The 17,255-nt window shown below is 62.5% G+C and carries 13 protein-coding genes; 4 read left to right on the forward strand and 9 right to left on the reverse strand.

All coding sequences use genetic code 11. The features are described 5' to 3' along the window. Positions 1-20 precede the first annotated feature (20 nt). The 4 genes from AB7M25_RS12755 to AB7M25_RS12770 all read left to right on the forward strand — a co-directional run bounded on the left by AB7M25_RS12755 (position 21) and on the right by AB7M25_RS12770 (position 5,658). Positions 21-1,643 carry an acyl-CoA synthetase gene (locus AB7M25_RS12755; RefSeq protein WP_429518702.1) on the forward strand — a complete coding sequence of 541 codons (1,623 nt, stop codon included), beginning with the start codon at positions 21-23 and terminating at the stop codon, positions 1,641-1,643. A 118-nt stretch (positions 1,644-1,761) separates the two neighbouring features. Continuing rightward, positions 1,762-3,534, forward strand: a complete 1,773-nt coding sequence (locus AB7M25_RS12760; RefSeq protein ID WP_429518700.1) for an acyl-CoA dehydrogenase C-terminal domain-containing protein — start codon at positions 1,762-1,764, stop codon at positions 3,532-3,534. 84 nt (positions 3,535-3,618) lie between these two features. After that, positions 3,619-4,575, forward strand: a complete 957-nt coding sequence (locus AB7M25_RS12765) for a LysR family transcriptional regulator (protein WP_104448525.1) — start codon at positions 3,619-3,621, stop codon at positions 4,573-4,575. Positions 4,576-4,629: 54 nt separating this feature from the next. Next, the gene (locus tag AB7M25_RS12770; RefSeq protein WP_429384634.1) at positions 4,630-5,658 is read left to right on the forward strand and encodes an AraC family transcriptional regulator; all 1,029 of its coding nucleotides are present in this window, start codon (positions 4,630-4,632) and stop codon (positions 5,656-5,658) included. Positions 5,659-5,724: 66 nt separating this feature from the next. On the opposite strand, the gene AB7M25_RS12775 is transcribed toward AB7M25_RS12770, so the two are convergent. The 9 genes from AB7M25_RS12775 to AB7M25_RS12815 form a co-directional block, all read right to left on the reverse strand. Next, positions 5,725-6,648, reverse strand: a complete 924-nt coding sequence (locus AB7M25_RS12775) for a transporter (RefSeq protein ID WP_429384632.1) — start codon at positions 6,646-6,648, stop codon at positions 5,725-5,727. Between the two features lie 108 nt (positions 6,649-6,756). Continuing rightward, on the reverse strand, positions 6,757-7,941 hold the full coding sequence (locus AB7M25_RS12780) for a serine hydrolase domain-containing protein (RefSeq protein ID WP_429560687.1): 1,185 nt from the start codon (positions 7,939-7,941) through the stop codon (positions 6,757-6,759). Between the two features lie 178 nt (positions 7,942-8,119). Beyond that, positions 8,120-8,803: a TetR/AcrR family transcriptional regulator gene (locus AB7M25_RS12785; RefSeq protein ID WP_454237403.1), complete on the reverse strand. Its 684-nt coding sequence runs from the start codon at positions 8,801-8,803 to the stop codon at positions 8,120-8,122. A gap of 5 nt (positions 8,804-8,808) precedes the next feature. Continuing rightward, complete coding sequence (locus tag AB7M25_RS12790; RefSeq protein WP_454237404.1) at positions 8,809-10,437, reverse strand: methyl-accepting chemotaxis protein; 1,629 nt, start codon at positions 10,435-10,437, stop codon at positions 8,809-8,811. A 66-nt stretch (positions 10,438-10,503) separates the two neighbouring features. Then, positions 10,504-11,655 carry an acyl-CoA dehydrogenase family protein gene (locus AB7M25_RS12795; RefSeq protein ID WP_454237405.1) on the reverse strand — a complete coding sequence of 384 codons (1,152 nt, stop codon included), beginning with the start codon at positions 11,653-11,655 and terminating at the stop codon, positions 10,504-10,506. Positions 11,656-11,673: 18 nt separating this feature from the next. Then, positions 11,674-12,762, reverse strand: coding sequence for an enoyl-CoA hydratase/isomerase family protein (locus AB7M25_RS12800; protein WP_429560683.1), 1,089 nt, complete (start codon positions 12,760-12,762; stop codon positions 11,674-11,676). Between the two features lie 2 nt (positions 12,763-12,764). Beyond that, entirely contained in the window at positions 12,765-13,655 is an 891-nt protein-coding gene (mmsB, locus tag AB7M25_RS12805; RefSeq protein WP_429384619.1) for a 3-hydroxyisobutyrate dehydrogenase, read from the reverse strand. An 89-nt stretch (positions 13,656-13,744) separates the two neighbouring features. Continuing rightward, complete coding sequence (locus AB7M25_RS12810; protein ID WP_429384617.1) at positions 13,745-15,253, reverse strand: CoA-acylating methylmalonate-semialdehyde dehydrogenase; 1,509 nt, start codon at positions 15,251-15,253, stop codon at positions 13,745-13,747. A 103-nt stretch (positions 15,254-15,356) separates the two neighbouring features. Beyond that, on the reverse strand, positions 15,357-17,060 hold the full coding sequence (locus AB7M25_RS12815) for an AMP-binding protein (protein WP_454237406.1): 1,704 nt from the start codon (positions 17,058-17,060) through the stop codon (positions 15,357-15,359). Positions 17,061-17,255: the final 195 nt, after the last annotated feature.

Consider the following 17,255-nt stretch of genomic DNA (forward strand, 5'->3'; position numbering starts at 1 on the left):
CAGCCATCGAGTACCCGCACATGTCTATCTATGACCAAGGCCTAGGCCCTTCGGCTGTTAACCACATTGCCTTGTCTCCGCTGAGTTTCATCGAGCGCACCGCCAGCACCTACCCCGATCACCTCGCCGTAATCCACGGTTCGATTCGCCGTACCTGGGCGCAGACCTACACCCGTTGCCGACGCCTGGCCTCGGCGTTGGCCGGTCGCGGTATCGGCAAGGACGACACGGTGGCGGTGATGCTGCCCAACATTCCCGAGATGCTTGAAGTGCATTTCGGTGTGCCAATGATCGGCGCCGTGCTCAACCCGCTCAACGTCCGCCTCGATGCCGAAGCGATCGCTTTCATGCTGCAGCATGGCGAAGCCAAGGTGTTGATTACCGACCGCGAGTTCCATGATGTGATCCAGGCGGCGCTTGGCATGCTCGATCACCCGCCGTTGGTGATCGACGTCAATGACCCGGAGTACGGTGAAGGTCAGGCCGCGAGCGACCTGGACTACGAAGCGCTGTTGGCCGAAGGCGACCCGGCATTCGACTGGCAATGGCCGGGCGACGAGTGGCAGGCCATTTCGCTGAATTACACTTCAGGCACCACCGGCAACCCCAAGGGCGTGGTCTACCACCATCGCGGCGCTTACCTGAGCGCATTGGGCAACCAGATGACCTGGGCCATAGGCAACCATCCGGTGTACCTCTGGACCCTGCCGATGTTCCATTGCAATGGCTGGTGCTACCCATGGACCATCACTGCGCTGGCGGGTGTGCACGTTTTTCTGCGCCGGGTCGATCCGCAGAAAATCCTCACGCTGATCCGCGAGCATCAGGTCACTCACCTGTGCGGCGCACCAATCGTGCTCAATGCACTGGTGAACATGCCCGAATCGGCGAAAGCGGCCATCGATCACCCGGTCAATGCCTTGGTCGCGGGCGCTGCTCCACCGGCCAAAGTCATCGGTGCCGTCGAAGAGATGGGCATCAAGGTCACTCACGTATTTGGCCTGACCGAAACCTATGGCCCAGTGACGGTCTGCGCCTGGCACGCCGAATGGGATGATTTTTCTCTGGAGGAGAGGGCGCAGATCAAGTCGCGACAGGGCGTGCGCTACCCGACGCTGGAGGGCTTGATGGTCGGCGATTGCACAACGCTGGAGCCCACCCCGCGTGACGGCCAGACTATCGGCGAGATCTTCCTGCGCGGTAACACCGTCATGAAGGGCTACCTGAAGAACCCGACCGCCACTGCCGAAGCGTTCGAAGGCGGCTGGTTCCACACCGGTGACCTGGCAGTCTGGCATCCTGACGGTTACGTCGAAATCAAGGACCGGCTCAAGGACATCATCATCTCGGGCGGTGAGAACATTTCCACCATCGAGCTTGAAGGGGTGCTCTATCGCCACCCGGGTGTGATGGAAGCTGCCGTGGTCGCCCGTCCCGATGAGAAATGGGGCGAAACGCCCTGCGCCTTCGTCACCTTGAAGGCTGATCACCAGGGCGTTCGCGAGGCTGACATCATCAGCTTCTGCCGTGAGCACCTGGCCGGATTCAAAGTCCCGCGCACAGTGATCTTCACGCTCTTGCCAAAGACTTCCACAGGCAAGATCCAGAAGTATGTGTTGCGCGACCGGGCCAAGGCGCTCTAACCCCATCTGACATTGCATCCATCGAGCAGCAGGTGTTTGACCTGCTGCTGCGGGTTCGTGCAGGCCGAATTCGGCTCTGCCCTGCCCATGACACAACCGTCCCAACGAGGTTTACGTTATGCCCGAATTCAAAGCCCCGCTGCGCGACATGCGCTTTGTGCTGCACGAAGTGTTCGATGCGCCGGCCATGTGGGCGCGCCTGCCGGCGTTGGCCGACAGCATCGACACGGATACGGCAGACGCCATTCTTGAGGAGGCGGCAAAAGTCACCTCGCACCTGATTGCGCCCCTCAATCGCAGTGGCGATGAAGAGGGCGCGCAGTGGCATGAGGGCCGGGTCACCACCCCCATCGGTTTCAAACAGGCTTACGCGACCTACATCGAAGGCGGTTGGGTGGGACTGTCCGGCAACACTGTGTTCGGTGGCATGGGCATGCCGAAAATGCTGGGCGTGCAGTTCGAAGAGATGCTCTACGGCGCCAACTCAAGTTTTGCACTGTACTCGGCATTGAGTTCCGGTGCCTGCCTGGCGCTGGACGCCCACGCCAGCGACGCCCTGAAAAGCCTCTATCTGCCACCGATGTATGAAGGCCGCTGGGCCGGCTCCATGTGCATCACCGAGGCCCATGCCGGTACCGACCTCGGGCTCATCCGCACCCGCGCCGAGCCTGAGGCAGACGGCAGCTACAAGATCACCGGCAGCAAGATTTTCATCACCGGGGGCGATCAGGACCTGACCGAGAACATCGTTCATCTGGTACTGGCCAAACTGCCGAACGCGCCTGCGGGCCCGAAAGGCATTTCGCTGTTTGTCGTGCCGAAAGTCCTGGTCAATACCGACGGTTCCCTCGGCGCGGCCAACGCCGTGAGTTGCGGTTCGATCGAACACAAGATGGGCATCAAGGCCTCGGCCACCTGTGTGATGAACTTCGACGGCGCCAGTGGCTGGCTGGTCGGTGAGGAGAACAAAGGCTTGGCGGCGATGTTCACCATGATGAATTACGAACGCCTGTCGATTGGCATTCAGGGCATCGGCTGCGCGGAGGCGTCCTACCAGAGCGCCGTCGCCTATGCCCGCGACCGCATCCAGGGGCGGGCTCCCACCGGTGCCTTGGCCCCGGACAAACCGGCCGACCCGATCATCGCTCACCCGGATGTGCGGCGTATGTTGCTCGGCATGAAAGCCATGACCGAAGGCGGTCGCGCGTTCGCCAGCTATGTCGGGCAACAACTGGATCTGGCGAAGTTTTCCGACGATGCCAGCGAGCGCGATAGCGCGCAGATCCTGGTTGCGCTGCTGACGCCAGTGGCCAAGGCGTTTTTTACCGACACCGGCCTGGAAAGCTGCATCAATGGCCAACAGGTTTTCGGCGGCCATGGCTACATACGCGAATGGGGCCAGGAACAATTGGTCCGTGATGTGCGCATTGCACAGATCTACGAAGGCACCAATGGCATCCAGGCATTGGACCTGCTCGGACGCAAAGTGCTGGCCAACGAAGGTGCTGCGCTGCACCTGTTCGCCCGGGAAGTCCGCCACTTCGCCCTGCACCACGAAAGTGCCTATGGCGGCGAGCTGCTGCAGGCCCTGGAGCGTCTTGAGGGCCTGAGCAGCTGGCTGATGGAGCGGGCCAAAGCCAATGCCAACGAAGTCGGCGCAGCCTCCGTGGAGTACCTGCACCTGTTCGGCTATGTCGCCTATGCCTACATGTGGTCGCGCATGGCCGCCGTGGCCCGGTCCAGACGCGACCAGGACCCGTCGTTCTACGCTGCCAAACTGGCCACCGCCGAGTTCTACTTCGCCCGCCTGCTGCCACGGACGCTGAGTCTGGAAGCCAGCATCCGCGCCGGCAGTGCGCCGCTGTATGGCCTTGCTGACGAACAGTTCTGACGATTGAGCGTTGCGCGGCGCCTGCCCGCTATCTGGCCCGCGCTTTTATTCACTGGCCCTCTCAAAGTACGGCAGGAAAGCCTGATGAATATGCAAATCAGTACAACGCAAGGTCACTTGAACTGGGACGACATGCGATTCTTCCTTGAGGTCGCCCGTGCCCGTACCGCCAGCGGTGCAGCCCGCCGCCTGGGGGTGGACTACACCACGGTAGCGCGACGTATCCGCGCCCTGGAGCAGAGCCTGGGCGCCATGTTGTTCGAGAAATCGCGAACCGCAGGCTTCGTCCTGACCGTGGAGGGGCAGCGTCTGGTCGGCCATGCCGAATCCCTGGAAAGTACGTTGCTGGTAGCCTGCGAGCAGGTTTTCGGCACCACCGGGGGGCACGCCGGGCACCTGCGCATCGGCTGTACCGAAGCCTTCGGATCCTGTTTCATCGCAGCGCAGATGAGCCACTTCCTCGAGCACTACCCGCATATCTCGGCGGATATTCTGCCGGTCCCGCACTTCGTCAACCTGTCACGGCGTGAGGCGGACATCGCCATCACCCTGGAACGGCCCGAGCGCGGTCCTTATGTGTGCTCGCGGCTGTGCGACTTTCGCCTGCGCCTGTATGCGACGCCGGAGTACCTGGCCAATCATCCGCCGATCGGCTGTCGCGAGGACCTGGCCGGTCACCCGTTCGTGACCTACGTCGAGGATCTGGCTTTCAGCTTCAAGCTGCTCTACCTGAGCGACCTGATGCTCGGCGCGCACAGCCGCCTGCGCAGCACCAGCGTGGTCGCTCAGTACCATGCGGCCCTGGAAGGGCGCGCGCTGGCGATCCTGCCTTGCTTCCTCGCGGGCCCCGACCCGCGCCTGTGCGAGGTGCTGCCGGATCAGGTGGAGGTCACCCGGCAGTTCTGGCTGTACTATTGTGAGGACCTGCGCAACCTCAAGCGGATTACCCTGGTGGCCGACTACCTGCGCAGCTGTGCGAAACTCAATCGTCCGCTGCTGATGGGCGAGTCACACGAGATGGCCTACCTGCCGTCGATCTGAGTGGCAGGCCTGGGCATCAAATGGACCCTAAAAAAATAAAAAACAGGTGTCTCCATGCTTCTCGAACATGCGTTGTTAGCCGATGCCAGCGGCAAGCCGATTCACCCGCATCACAAATGTTTTTCAACCGAGTGGGATGAAATCAGCGACTGGTCGGATCGCATGTATATGCCCTACCGTGTGGTACCCAAAGGGCAGGCCATCAAGCCGCACGCGACCATGCATTCGTCCAGGATTGGCGAGCTGACGCTGACTCGTTTTGCCTACGGCGTGCCGGTGAGCGTCGATGAATTTTCGCCCGAAGCGGGGAATGCGCTGCTGCTCACCACCATTCGCGGCAATGCCCGGCACTGGAGCCGGCGTTCGGTCACTGAAGATACGGCAACGGGTGAATCATTCGTTGCCGATTGCAGTCGTGTCGATTACCGGGTCGACCTCGACCCTGATCACCTGCAACTGAATCTGACCATTCCTCATGCCGTCCTGGAGCGGATGGCACAGCAGTGGTTCGGGTTCGTGCCCGATGATCAGTTCTGGAGACACAAGTGCGTCATCGGCGGAGTGGGTTCGAGCTGGCTGAGTCTGCTGGAGTACACGGTTCGTTGTATTGCCGAGGCGCCCGAACACATGGCTGAAGGGCGAATGGGCACTCACCTGGAGCAAAGCCTTTGCGTTCATATGCTGCAGGAATGGGCTGGCCGCGCCGGGCGGGCAGGGCTTGATTTGAATAGTCCACTGAACCGGATTGCACCCCGTTATGTCAGGGCTGCCGAAGAGTTCATGAGTGCCAATGCGGCGTGCCTGCCGACCATGGGTGAGGTGGCCAGTGCGGTAGGGACCAGTGTGCGGACATTGAGTGGTGCCTTCGCGCGTTTTCGCGGCATGACGCCCGGTGCGTTCCTGCGCGAGCAGCGATTGCAGGGCGTGCACCGCGATTTGCTGGCGGCGGATCCGCAATCGGGAACCACCGTTTCGGCCGTCGCCTTTCGCTGGGGGTATCTGAACCTGGGTGAATTTGCCGGGATCTATCGCAAGCGTTTCAGTGAATTACCCTCCCAGACCTTGCACCGCCGGCTGCGCTAGCGATTCGAGGGGTACGAGGGCACCGGGAGCGGTGTCCAGCCGGCTCTCGGTGCCATTCACTGTGGGTCAGAACACCCACAACAGCCTTAGGTTAACTCGCTGGTTTTCCTTGAAACCGTTGTCGACCGAGACATCCTGCCCGTAGTTGAGCAGGGCCTGGAAGGTCGGGGTTATCCAGTAGGATGAGCCGACACGGTATTTACCGGTGTCGGGTTCATCGTTCTGATCCTGCCCGTCAATGCGCGTCTCACCACCCCAGAGTCGAGACGCACCGACATGCACCGAAAGCTTGGGTGTCACCGCGTACCTCAGGTAGGTCTGGCCTTGCCACAGCGGCTTCTGGCGCAACGTCAGGTCTTGACTCGTGAGGTCGTCATTTTTGCCAAAGAAGGTCACGTCCGCGGTGAGGTCCAGGGAAAAATTTTCAGTGAGCCCGGTTACATAGCCGGTCTGCAACGTCAACTTCCAACGGTTTTCGCCAAGGTTGAGTGCATCGTTGCGGTCATAGTTGCCGGTCGGCACGTGCAGGTAGGGTGCAATGCCCCAGTAGCGGTTTTTTGCCGGGTCATTCACGAGCCACAGAGTGGACGCCAGAATCAGATCGCCGACGCCACTGGTTTGTCCCAGCGAGTCGTTGTCGCGTGTTCCTTCCAGGCGACCGAAGGGCAACAGAAACTGCGTATTGAGCGTGTAGTCGCCCAGTTGCTGGTAATGCGCGGCGCGCAGTATGCCGATATCCGAGTCGAGCCCCGCTTTGATCGCCACCTTGTGGCCGTCGCTGTAAAGCGACCGCCGCTGGGCATGCTGCAGGTAAAGCAAACCGATATTGCTGCCGGCTGGAAGCGCAGCGGTGTATTCGCCGGCGTCCACATCAATGGCCTGGGCGTTGCCCGCCAGAATCGCCAGCGCGAGGCCGACACCGATCGTTGACGTGTCGAGTGCGCGCACCAGGGGCCGAACGCGCGCAGGGGTACGTGTGGAGATCTCCATGAGTCACCTGTTTTGTTTTTGTTGGTTTTTGGAGAGGGATTGTTTTCTTGCACCGTCGCCTGGAGCCCCGGGGGGCTTCCATGCGATCCGAATCGAATCGGGGGTGGGTCAGCGGGTCAGATGGCGGTAGGCCGCCGTTTCGAAATCCAGATACGCCTTGACCGAAACGGGATCGGCGAAGGGCAATATCTGGGTGGCCCAAAAACCACCGATGCCGTTCTTGCGGTCGATCCAGTAGAAAAGATTGGCCAACCCGGCCCACGCCAGGGAGCCTGCAGGGCGACCGGTGGGGGCGTCTTGATCGTTGACCATGAAACTCATCGCCCACGACTTGGGCATGCCCGGGAAGAACTCTGCGGCGTTGGAGAGACTGGGGATAACGCTGGGAAGGGCTTTTACCTTCAGGTTTTCGAGACCATTTTTCTCCGCGAACCGAATCGTTTCCGGTTTGAGGATCCGTCCGTGTTCACCTTGTCCATCGTTAAGCCAGGCACGGATAAACTGACAGTAATCCTTCACGGTCGAGTACAGGCCGTGGCCTCCCATGTGCACTTCAGGGGCCTGTGGGAGGATGAAATCCTCGAGTGCGCTCAGCGATCCATCCTCTGCGCGCTGGTGGATGCTGGCTCGGCGCTGGAGCATCGACGGGGTCATGGTAAAGGCGGTATCGGTCATGCCCAGCGGCTCGAAAATACGCTGTTGCATGACTTCACCCAGACGTTTGCCGGTGATGGCCTCGACCACCAGGCCAGCCCAATCCATGTTGGAGCCGTATTCCCACTGTTCACCAGGCTCAAACAGCAAGGGCGTTTCAAGCGCCGCCAACGACCCGCTGATGACGCTGGGCTGTCCTTGTTCCTGGGCGAGTCTGTTGTAGTTTTCGTTGAAGAACTCGTAGCCCAGGCCTGCCGTATGAAGCAGAAGCATTCGGGTGGTGATGTGCTTTTTGGGGGCGCGAAGGCGAGGCGTTCCGTCGCTATCAAACCCTTCGAGTACCTTCAATTCGCCGATCATCGGCACATAGTTCCTGGCAGGCGCGTCGAGATCCAGTCGACCCTCCTCGACCAACTGCAGCACCGCCGTGGCGGTTATCGCTTTGGTCGTGGAAAACAGGGCGAAAACGCTGTCGGTGGTCATGGCGGGGGCTTGACCGAGCGTCCTTTGACCTGACGCACCCTCATAGACCAGACCGTCACGCCCGACTATGGCCGCGACGACGCCTGGGACGCGCTGCGATCCAGCCGTGGCAGCATCGAGCAAGTGGTTGAGTGATGATGTAAAACCTGGATTCATTATTTTTATTCTCCTTGCACCCGACCCAAAGCCCGCAGGGCTGGAGCTTATGGTGGGGTGTGCAGTGGCAGGACTGATTGGCCCGACGTGAAGCGCTGAACATCGGGGCCAGGGGAGAGTAAGAAAATAAAATCCGAGGGTTTGTCGGCTGCCGGCAGAGGGTATCGGAATCAGGTACTTATTTAAGTGCCAAGGGGGAGGGCGATGGGTGAACGAGTGCCGCCAGGTCTGCGGCCTCGGTTGCCCGCAATGCGCCCTGCAGCGTACTCATCACCATCTCATGCAGCAGCTTGCGGCGTGCTCCGATGCCGGCCTTGGGCTGCCCAACCCAGGCCGGTAGTTGATTGAGCAGGGAAACGATGCCGCTTACGGTCGCGCGTCGGGTGGCGCCCGCCGGTTTTCCGGTGAGTTGCTCTATGGCCTCCACCAGGTGCTGCTCGTAGCGTCGGCGCAGGGCCAGAATCGAGTCTTGCTGTTCGTCGCTCAAACAATGGAGGTCGTACTCAGCCAGACGGAAATGCGCGGCCATACGCTCGTGCAGCTTCAGGTGCGCCTCAAGCAGGCCCTGCAGTCGTACAGTGGGGGCGGATTTGCGACGGGTCACCAGGCTGGCGCCGTCCAGCAACGCTTCGTAGAGCTCCTCGATCAATTCACACAGCAGTGCCTCCTTGCTATCGATGTGGTTGTAGAGGGAGCCGGCCGTGATCCCCAGGCAAGTGGCCAGGTCGCGCATGCTGACTCGGCTGAAACCATGCCTGGCGAACAGCTCGACAGCCTTGTGCCGCGTTTCCAGGTAACGCGTGTTGCGCGCTTCGTCGACAGGCACGGCAAAAAGGGTTTTGGAGGGCTGCATGTTGCTCATCCACCTCATACGCGAAACTGTCCCAATAGCCGATTGAGCCGACCCGCCAGTTGACCCAGTTCCTGGCTCGCCTCGCTGGACCGGTCTGCTGCCTGGGCATTTTCATGAGCCAGAGAGGCTGCGCGGGACACATTCTGGTTGATGTCTTCGACCACGTGTGACTGCTCCAGGGTGGCGCTGGCGATCGAGGCGTTCAGTTCAGTGACATTGCGCAGTGCGCCGATTACGTGGTGCAGGCTTTCAGCCGTTTGGTGGGCCTGTTCCACGGTTTGTCGAGCGGCCTGGCTGCTGGCATTGATGACATCCACTGCGGCTTGCGAGTTGCCGTGCAGGCGCTCGATCATGTCCTGGATTTGCGCGGTGGACTGCTGGGTGCGCTGGGCCAGCAGGCGCACTTCGTCTGCTACCACAGCGAAGCCGCGACCCTGTTCACCAGCGCGCGCCGCCTCGATGGCGGCGTTCAGCGCTAGCAGGTTGGTCTGCTCGGCGATGGCGCGGATCACTTCCAGCACGCTGCCGATCTGGGTACTTTCCCGGGCCAGGCTCTGGATCACCTCGACGGCCTGGCCGATGGTATCGGACAACTGATCGATCTGGCGCAGGCTGGTGTCGATGTTGTTCTGGCCCCGACGTGCCTGCTCTTCGGCCTGGCTAACTTCGTTGGCAGCGTGTTCGGCGTTCCTGGCCACATCCTGCACGGCGTAGGAGACTTCGTGGATGGCGGCGGCGACCAGCTCCATCTGCTGCGATTGCTGCTGGCTGTGGTTCTGGCTCTCGGCGGCGATTTCGCTGAGCGACTTTGAAGCCTGGTCCAGGCTGTCGGCGGACTGTATGGACTGACCGATCACGCCACGCAGCTTGTTGGTGAACACGTTGAAATGGCCACTCAATTCGGTCAGTTCATCGCGCCAGCGGTTATCCAGATGGCGGGTCAGGTCGGCCTCGCCACTGGCGATGTTCTCCATCGCATCGACCACCCGCGCCAGTGGCGAGGCGATGCTGCGGGCAATCAGCAAGATCAGCGCACTGAGCAGCAGGGCGATCGTCAGCACTATGACGAAGGCCTGAATCAGCTGGCGGCGGAACTCGACTTGCACGTCGTCTATGTAGATGCCCGAGCCGACAATCCAGCCCCAGGGCTTGAACAATTCGACGTAGGAAACCTTCTCCACCGGCGCGTCGGAACCCGGCTTGGGCCAGCGGTAGCGCACCAGTCCGGCGCCATCGCGTTTGGCCGTGGCGACCATTTCGTCGAACAGCGCCTTGCCGTCCGGATCGAGGGTACCGGCCATGCGCTTGCCCTCGAGCTTGGCATTGGGGTGCATGACCATTCGCGTGTCGAGGTCTTCGAGCCAGAAGTAATCCTCGCGGTCGTAGCGCAAGTCGCGCATGACAGCGATGGCCTGCTGCTGCGCCTGCTCACGACTGAGACCCTGGCCTTCCAGGCCTTGGAAGTGGCGCAGGATGCTGCCGGCGGTCTCGACCACGTGGCGGGTTTTCAACGCCTTGGCGGTATAAAGGTCGTCATGGCTCTGCTTGAGCATCAGGCCGGCGAGAATCAGCAGCATCAGGATGGAGGTCAGCAAAATCAGCCACAGACGGCGGCTGATGGAAATATTGCGCAAGCCGAGCATGAGCAACTCCACAACGGGCAAGACAGGGAAAAGCCGGACGCGGCAGTCGTGCCCGGCTGGAGGAGGTCAGAGCGCGTAGTGGCTCAGTTCGCGGGCGATCAGCAGGCGCTGGACCTCGCTGGTGCCTTCGTAGATCTGGGTGATGCGCGCGTCGCGGTAGTAGCGCTCTACCGGGTAGTCTTCCAGGTAACCGTAGCCGCCATGGATCTGCAGGGCACTGGAGCACACGCGTTCGGCCATTTCCGAGGCGAACAGCTTGGCCTGGGAGGCTTCGGACAGGCACGGTTGCCCGGCGCTTTTCAGGCGCGCCGCATGCAGGATCAGCAGGCGGGTGGCGTTGAGCCGGGTGTGCATGTCGGCGAGCAGGTTGGACACGCTCTGGTGCTCGATGATCGGCTTGCCGAACTGGACGCGTTCGCGGGCATAGCCCAGGGCGGCCTCGAAGGCGGAGCGGGCGATACCCAGGGCCTGGGCGGCGATGCCGATGCGGCCGCCTTCCAGGTTCGACAGGGCAATGGCCAGGCCCTTGCCGCGTTCGCCCAGCAGGTTGGCTTCGGGAATGGTGCAGTTGTTCAGGGTCACCGCGCAGGTATCGGAGGCCTTGATCCCCATCTTGTGTTCGCGTCGGTCGACCACGAATCCGGGGTTGTCGGTGGGTACCAGGAAGGCCGACAGCCCTTTCTTACCTAGTTGCGCATCAGTGACGGCGAAGACAATGGCCAGCTTGGCCCGCTCCCCGTTGCTGACGAACTGCTTGGCGCCATTGAGTACCCATTGGCCGTCGCGCAGTTCGGCACGAGTGCGCAGGTTGTGCGCCTCGGAACCGGCCTGTGGCTCGGTCAGGCAGAAGCAGCCGATCGCTTGACCACTGACCAGCAGCGGCAACCAACTGTCCTGCTGCGCGGGGGTGCCGTATTTCAGCAGGGGGCCGCAGCCCACCGAATTGTGGATGCTCATCAGCGCGCCGAGGGCACCGTCACCGGCCGAGATTTCTTCCACGGCCAGGGCGTAGGCCACATAGTCGGTGTAGCTGCCGCCCCAGGTGTCCGGCACGACCATGCCCAGCAGACCCAGCTCGCCCATCTGCGCCACCACGGCGTCATCGATCCAGCTGGCCTTCTCCCAGGCCTGGGCATGCGGCGCGACTTCGCTGCGGGCGAAGTCGCGCGCCATGTCGCGGATCATGCGTTGTTCTTCGGTCAATTCGATATCGTGCATTGCAAAGTCTCCTGCCAATCAGGCGGTGCGAACGGGCTTGCCGGAGGCGCGTTCAAAGTCATTGAAGAAGGCTTGCACGCGGGCAGGTGCCAGCTCTGTCAGGGTTGGCGGGTTCCAGCGTGGGCACTTGTCCTTGTCGATGATCAGGGCGCGCACACCCTCCATCAGGTCGCCCCTGTCGAACCACTGGTAGTCCAGGTGCAATTCAAGGGCGAAGCACTCGGCAAGGCTCAGGTAACGACCACGGCGCAACAACTCGAGCGTCGTGGCCATCGCCAATGGCGAGCGGCTGTCGAGCAGCTTCACCGTCTGCTCGGCCCAGTCTTGCAGCTCGGGGCGTTGTTCGCGTTGCAGCGCGGTGCGAATGGCCGGGACATCGGGCAAGGCGAAATACTCGTCGATCGCCTGGCGACAGGCCTTGAGCTCGGAACCGGCAAGTCGCTCGGTGGCCATGTCGGCGAGCAGGTCCTGCAGGTCTTCGACGGGCGCAGCGGTCCAGTTCAGGTGGTCGAGGCAGGCATCCAGCTCGGCCAGCCGCTCGCTGGGCAGGTAGTAGTCGGCAAGGTTCGCATAGAGGGCATCGGCGGCACGCACCTGGCAGCCGGTGATACCCAGATAGGTTCCCAGTTCACCCGGCAGGCGCGGCAGGAAATAGCTGCCACCGACATCGGGGAAAAAGCCGATGGCGACTTCCGGCATGCCCATCCGCGTGCGCTCGGTGATCACCCGCAACGAGGCGGCCTGGGCCAGGCCCATGCCGCCACCGAGGACAAATCCATCCAGCAGTGCCAACACTGGCTTGGTGTAGCCATGCAGGTATTCGTCGAGGGCGTACTCTTCCTCGAGGAACAGTTCGTGCTGGTTGTCGCCGGCCTTGTAGCTGTCGTACAGCATTCGAATGTCGCCGCCGGCGCAGAAGGCCTTTTCACCGGCGCCGCGAAGGGTCACGGCGACGATCTCCGGGTCCTGCTCCCAAGCCCACAGGTGCCGGCAGAGCAGGCGCACCATGGGCAGGTCCAGGGTGTTCAACGCGCTTGGCCGATTCAGTGTCAGGTGGCCGACACGGTTGCGTACGCTGGCCAGCACCGGGGCTTGCTGCTCGCTCATGCTCAGGCTTCTCCGCGGAACAGGTTGATGATGGCGGAGAAGTCCAGGCCGCCATGACCTTGCAGGCTGAAGGTCTGGTACAGCTGCTGGGCTACGGCACCGAGTGCGACCGGCTGACGCGCGTGCCTGGCCGCTTCGGTGGCCAGGCCCAGATCCTTGAGCATCAGGTCGCTGCCAAACCCGCCGCTGTAGCCCCGTGAGGCCGGCGCGTTTTCCAGTACGCCCGGGAACGGATTGTTGACCTCCGAGCTCCAGCAGCGACCGGTGGAGGTATTGATGATCCCGGCCAGCACCTTGGCGTCGATCCCGAGGGCCACCCCCAGGGCCATGGTTTCGGCGACGCCGATCATGGAGATGCCGAGCAGCATGTTGTTGGCGATCTTGGCCACCTGGCCGTTGCCTGCCGCGCCGCAGTGCACGATGTTCTTGCCCATGGCCGAGAGGATCGGCAGGGCCTGGTCGAACACGCTGTCCGGGCCACCGACCATAAAGGTCAGGGTGCCCGCCGCTGCACCGCCGGTGCCGCCGGATACCGGCGCGTCGAGCATCGGGTTGCCTTGGGCAAGGGCGTATTTGGCCACCTCGCGGGTGCTCAGCGGGTCGATGGTCGAACTGTCGATCAACAGCACGCCCGGGCCGATATTGGCCAGCAGGCCATCCTTGCCGCGATAGACCTGCTTCACGTGCTCGGCGGTCGGCAGCATGGTGATGATCACCTCAACCCTGGCCTTGGCCACGGCGGCGGGTGAGTCGGCGGCGCTGGCGCCGGCCTCCACCAGGGCGGCGACCGCCTGCGGGAAGGGGTCGAAGACGGTCAGGCTGTGGCCGGCCTTGAGCAGGTTGCGGGCCATTGGGCCGCCCATGTTGCCCAGGCCGAGAAATCCGATATGCATGTTGGCTACCTTTTACGATAGGGGGCAGTGGCGCAGGAAATCCTGCGCGCGCTTGTCGTCGGCCGACGCAAGGCGCCGGCCGGCAACGGTCATTTCAGGGTGATGGTGGTGTTCACCGCGCCGCCGGTGTCGTCCTCGTCGAACCAGCGCTGGGTGATCGTCTTGGTCTGGGTGTAGAAGGTCACCACTTGCTTGCCGTAGGGGCCCAGGTCGCCCAGCTTGGAGGCGCGCGAACCTGAGAAGGAGAACAGCGGGACCGGTACCGGGATTGGCACGTTGATACCGACCTGGCCGACGTCGATCTCTTCCTGGAAGTGCCGCGCGGCAGCGCCGGAACGGGTGAACAAAGCAGTGCCGTTGCCGTTCGGGTTGGCGTTGATGATCTCGATTGCCTCGTCCAGGTTGGCGGCGTGCATGACGCACAGCACCGGGCCGAAGATCTCTTCGCGGTACACCGACATTTGCGCAGTGACGCCGGAGAAAATGGTCGGGCCGACGAAGTTGCCGTCCTGATAGCCCGGCACGCTCGGGTTGCGCCCATCCAGTTCAAGCTTTGCGCCTTCTTCGATGCCGCTGGCGATCAGGCCGTTGACGCGCTCCAGGGCGGCGCAGGAAATCACCGGGCCGATGTCGGTGCCTGGCTCGGTGCCGCCATTGATCTTGAGGGTTTTGGTCCGTTCGATCAGGTCCGGCAGCCAGGTCTGCGCTTCACCGACCAGGATCACCACCGGCAGGGCCATGCAGCGCTGGCCGGCAGCGCCGAAGGAGGCACCCAGCAGGTTGTTCAGGGTCTGCTGCCGGTTGGCATCGGGCAGGACGATGGCATGGTTTTTCGCACCCATCATGCACTGCGCGCGCTTGCCATTCTGGGTGGCACGGTTGTAGACGTGGGTGCCGACCTTGGTCGAGCCGACGAAGGACACGGCCTTGATGTCCGGGTGGTCGCAGATCAGGTTCACCGCATCGACGCCGCCGTGGATGACGTTGAGCACGCCCTTGGGTACCCCGGCCTCCAGCGCCAGTTCCACCAGGCGCATGGTCACCAGCGGGTCCTGCTCGGATGGCTTGAGGATGAAGGTGTTGCCGGTGGCGATGGCCATCGGAAACATCCACAGCGGGATCATTGCCGGGAAGTTGAACGGGGTGATACCGGCGCACACGCCCAGCGGCTGCAGCAGGGTGTAGGTGTCGACGCCATTGGCCACGTTGTTGGCCAACTCGCCCATCTGCAGGTTGCCGATGCTGGCGGCGTGCTCGACCACTTCCAGGCCGCGGAACACGTCACCTTCGGCATCCGGCAGGGTCTTGCCCTGTTCGGCGGTGAGCAGTGCTGCCAATTCTTTGATGTTTTCGCGGATCAGTTGCTGATATTTGAAGAAAATCCGGGAGCGGACACCAATCGGCGTTTTGCGCCAGGTCTTGAAGGCATCCTTGGCGCTGGCCACGGCGGCGTTCATTTCCTCGGCGGTGGCGAAGGGGACGCGGGCCAGGACTTCCTGGGTGGCCGGGTTGACCACGTCGCGCCACTGGCTGGTGCGCGATTCGACGAACTCGCCGTTGATGAGAAGCTTGACGCTGGGAACGATGGAAGAGGTCATTTGCGGGGCCTGCCTGCTTTCTTTGGGTCGAATGAGTCCCCTCGGCGAGGTTGGCCGAGCGGTCGGATTTGGATTGGGGAGGGCCGGCATGCCGGCCCGGGGTTCAGCCTTTGAGTTGCGGGAAGTCTTCTTCGAAGTATTCCTGCGGGCCACGTGCGTCGCCCTGGCGACGCTGCACTTCCATTTGCCGCAGTTCCACCCGGCGGATTTTTCCGGAGATGGTCTTGGGCAGCTCGCTGACAAATTCGATGCGCCGTACCCGCTTGTAGGGCGCCAGGTGCTCTCGGGCGAACGCGAGGATGCTGCCGGCCAGTTCATGACTGCCCTGTGCGTCATGGGCCAGGATCAGATAGGCCTTGGGCACTGCCAGGCGCACCGGGTCGGGACTTGGCACCACGGCCACTTCCATCACCGCCGGATGCTCGATCAGTGCGCTTTCCAGCTCGAAGGGGCTGATGCGGTAGTCGGAGGCCTTGAACACGTCATCGGCGCGGCCGACGAAGGTGATGTAGCCCTCGTCGTCGATCTGCGCGGTGTCCCCTGTGCGGTAAAAGCCGTCGCGCATCACTTCGGCGGTCTTTTCCGGGCTGTCCTCGTAGCACAGCATCAGGCCAAGCGGGCGTACGTCCAGCGGCAGGGCCACTTCGCCTTCGTTACCCGGTACGCCATCAGGGTCGAGCATGGTCACCCGGTAGCCCGGCAGCGGACGGCCCATGGACCCCGGCTTGAGCGGCTGGCCAGGCGTGTTGCCGACCAGGGCGGTGGTTTCCGACTGGCCGAAGCCGTCGCGCAGCAACAGGCCCCAGGCGTGCTGTACTTGCTCGATGATCTCCGGGTTGAGCGGCTCACCGGCGCCCACCAGTTCGCGCAGGCGCAGGCGAGTCTTGTAGCTGGCCAGGTCTTCCTGGATCAGCATGCGCCACACGGTGGGCGGCGCACACAGGCTGGTGACGCCGTAGCGCTCGAGCACGCCGAGCAGGGCTGGCGCGCTGAAGCGTGCGGTGTTGTGGATAAAGATGCAGGCACCGGCATTCCACGGTGCAAAGAGGCAGCTCCAGGCGTGCTTGGCCCAGCCCGGGGACGAAATGTTCAGGTGCAGGTCGCCCGGCTGCAGGCCAATCCAGTACATGGTCGAGAGGTGGCCGACCGGGTAACTCTGGTGACTGTGCAACACCATCTTCGGCTTGGAGGTGGTGCCGGAGGTGAAGTACAGCAGCATCGGGTCGGTGGCCAGCGTGCGACCCTCTGATTCGAACTGCTCGGAATGCTCGCTGGCGGCGCTGTGCGGGGTCCAGCCGGCGGGGGACGGACCGACGCAGATGCGGGTGCAGCCTTCACCCAGCCCGACGAACTTGTCGACATGGGCGCTACCGACCACCAGGTGGCGAACATGGCCGCGCTCGATGCGGTCGCTCAGGTCATCGGGGGTCAGCAGGGCGGTGGCGGGAATGACCACGGCACCGAGCTTGAAGGCGGCCAGCATGGTTTCCCACAGGGCGACGTCGTTGCCGAGCATCAGCAGGATGCGTTCGCCGCGGCGCACGCCGAAGGCACGCAGGTGATTGGCCACCTGGTTGGAGCGCGCGGCCAGTTGCTGGAAGCTGTAGCGTTGTTCGCTGCCGTCCTCTTCGACGATCCACAAGGCATTGGCCTGGTTGCCCTCAGCCATGGCATCGAAGTAATCCAGCGCCCAGTTGAATTCGTGCAGCTGCGGCCAGCGGAAGTCACGTACGGCGGTGGCGTAGTCGGTACGGTGGGCCAGCAGGAAGTCACGAGCGGCCAGGAAGGGTTGGCAGTGGTTGTTCATTGGAGTCTCCCGAGGCGCGCGCGGGTACCTGAAAGTGGGGAGACGACGGCAAGCAAGGATGGCTTCACGATGGGTGCCCTGTTTATTTTTATTGGGACTGACCTGGTTCATGACCAAGCGGTTGAATCGAGTATAGGCAGGCATAAATCAAATAAGAATGCTCAAAAAGTCCCGTGCGTTGTGCAAAAAAGCACA

The organism is Pseudomonas sp. AP3_22 TE3818 (assembly GCF_053628995.1).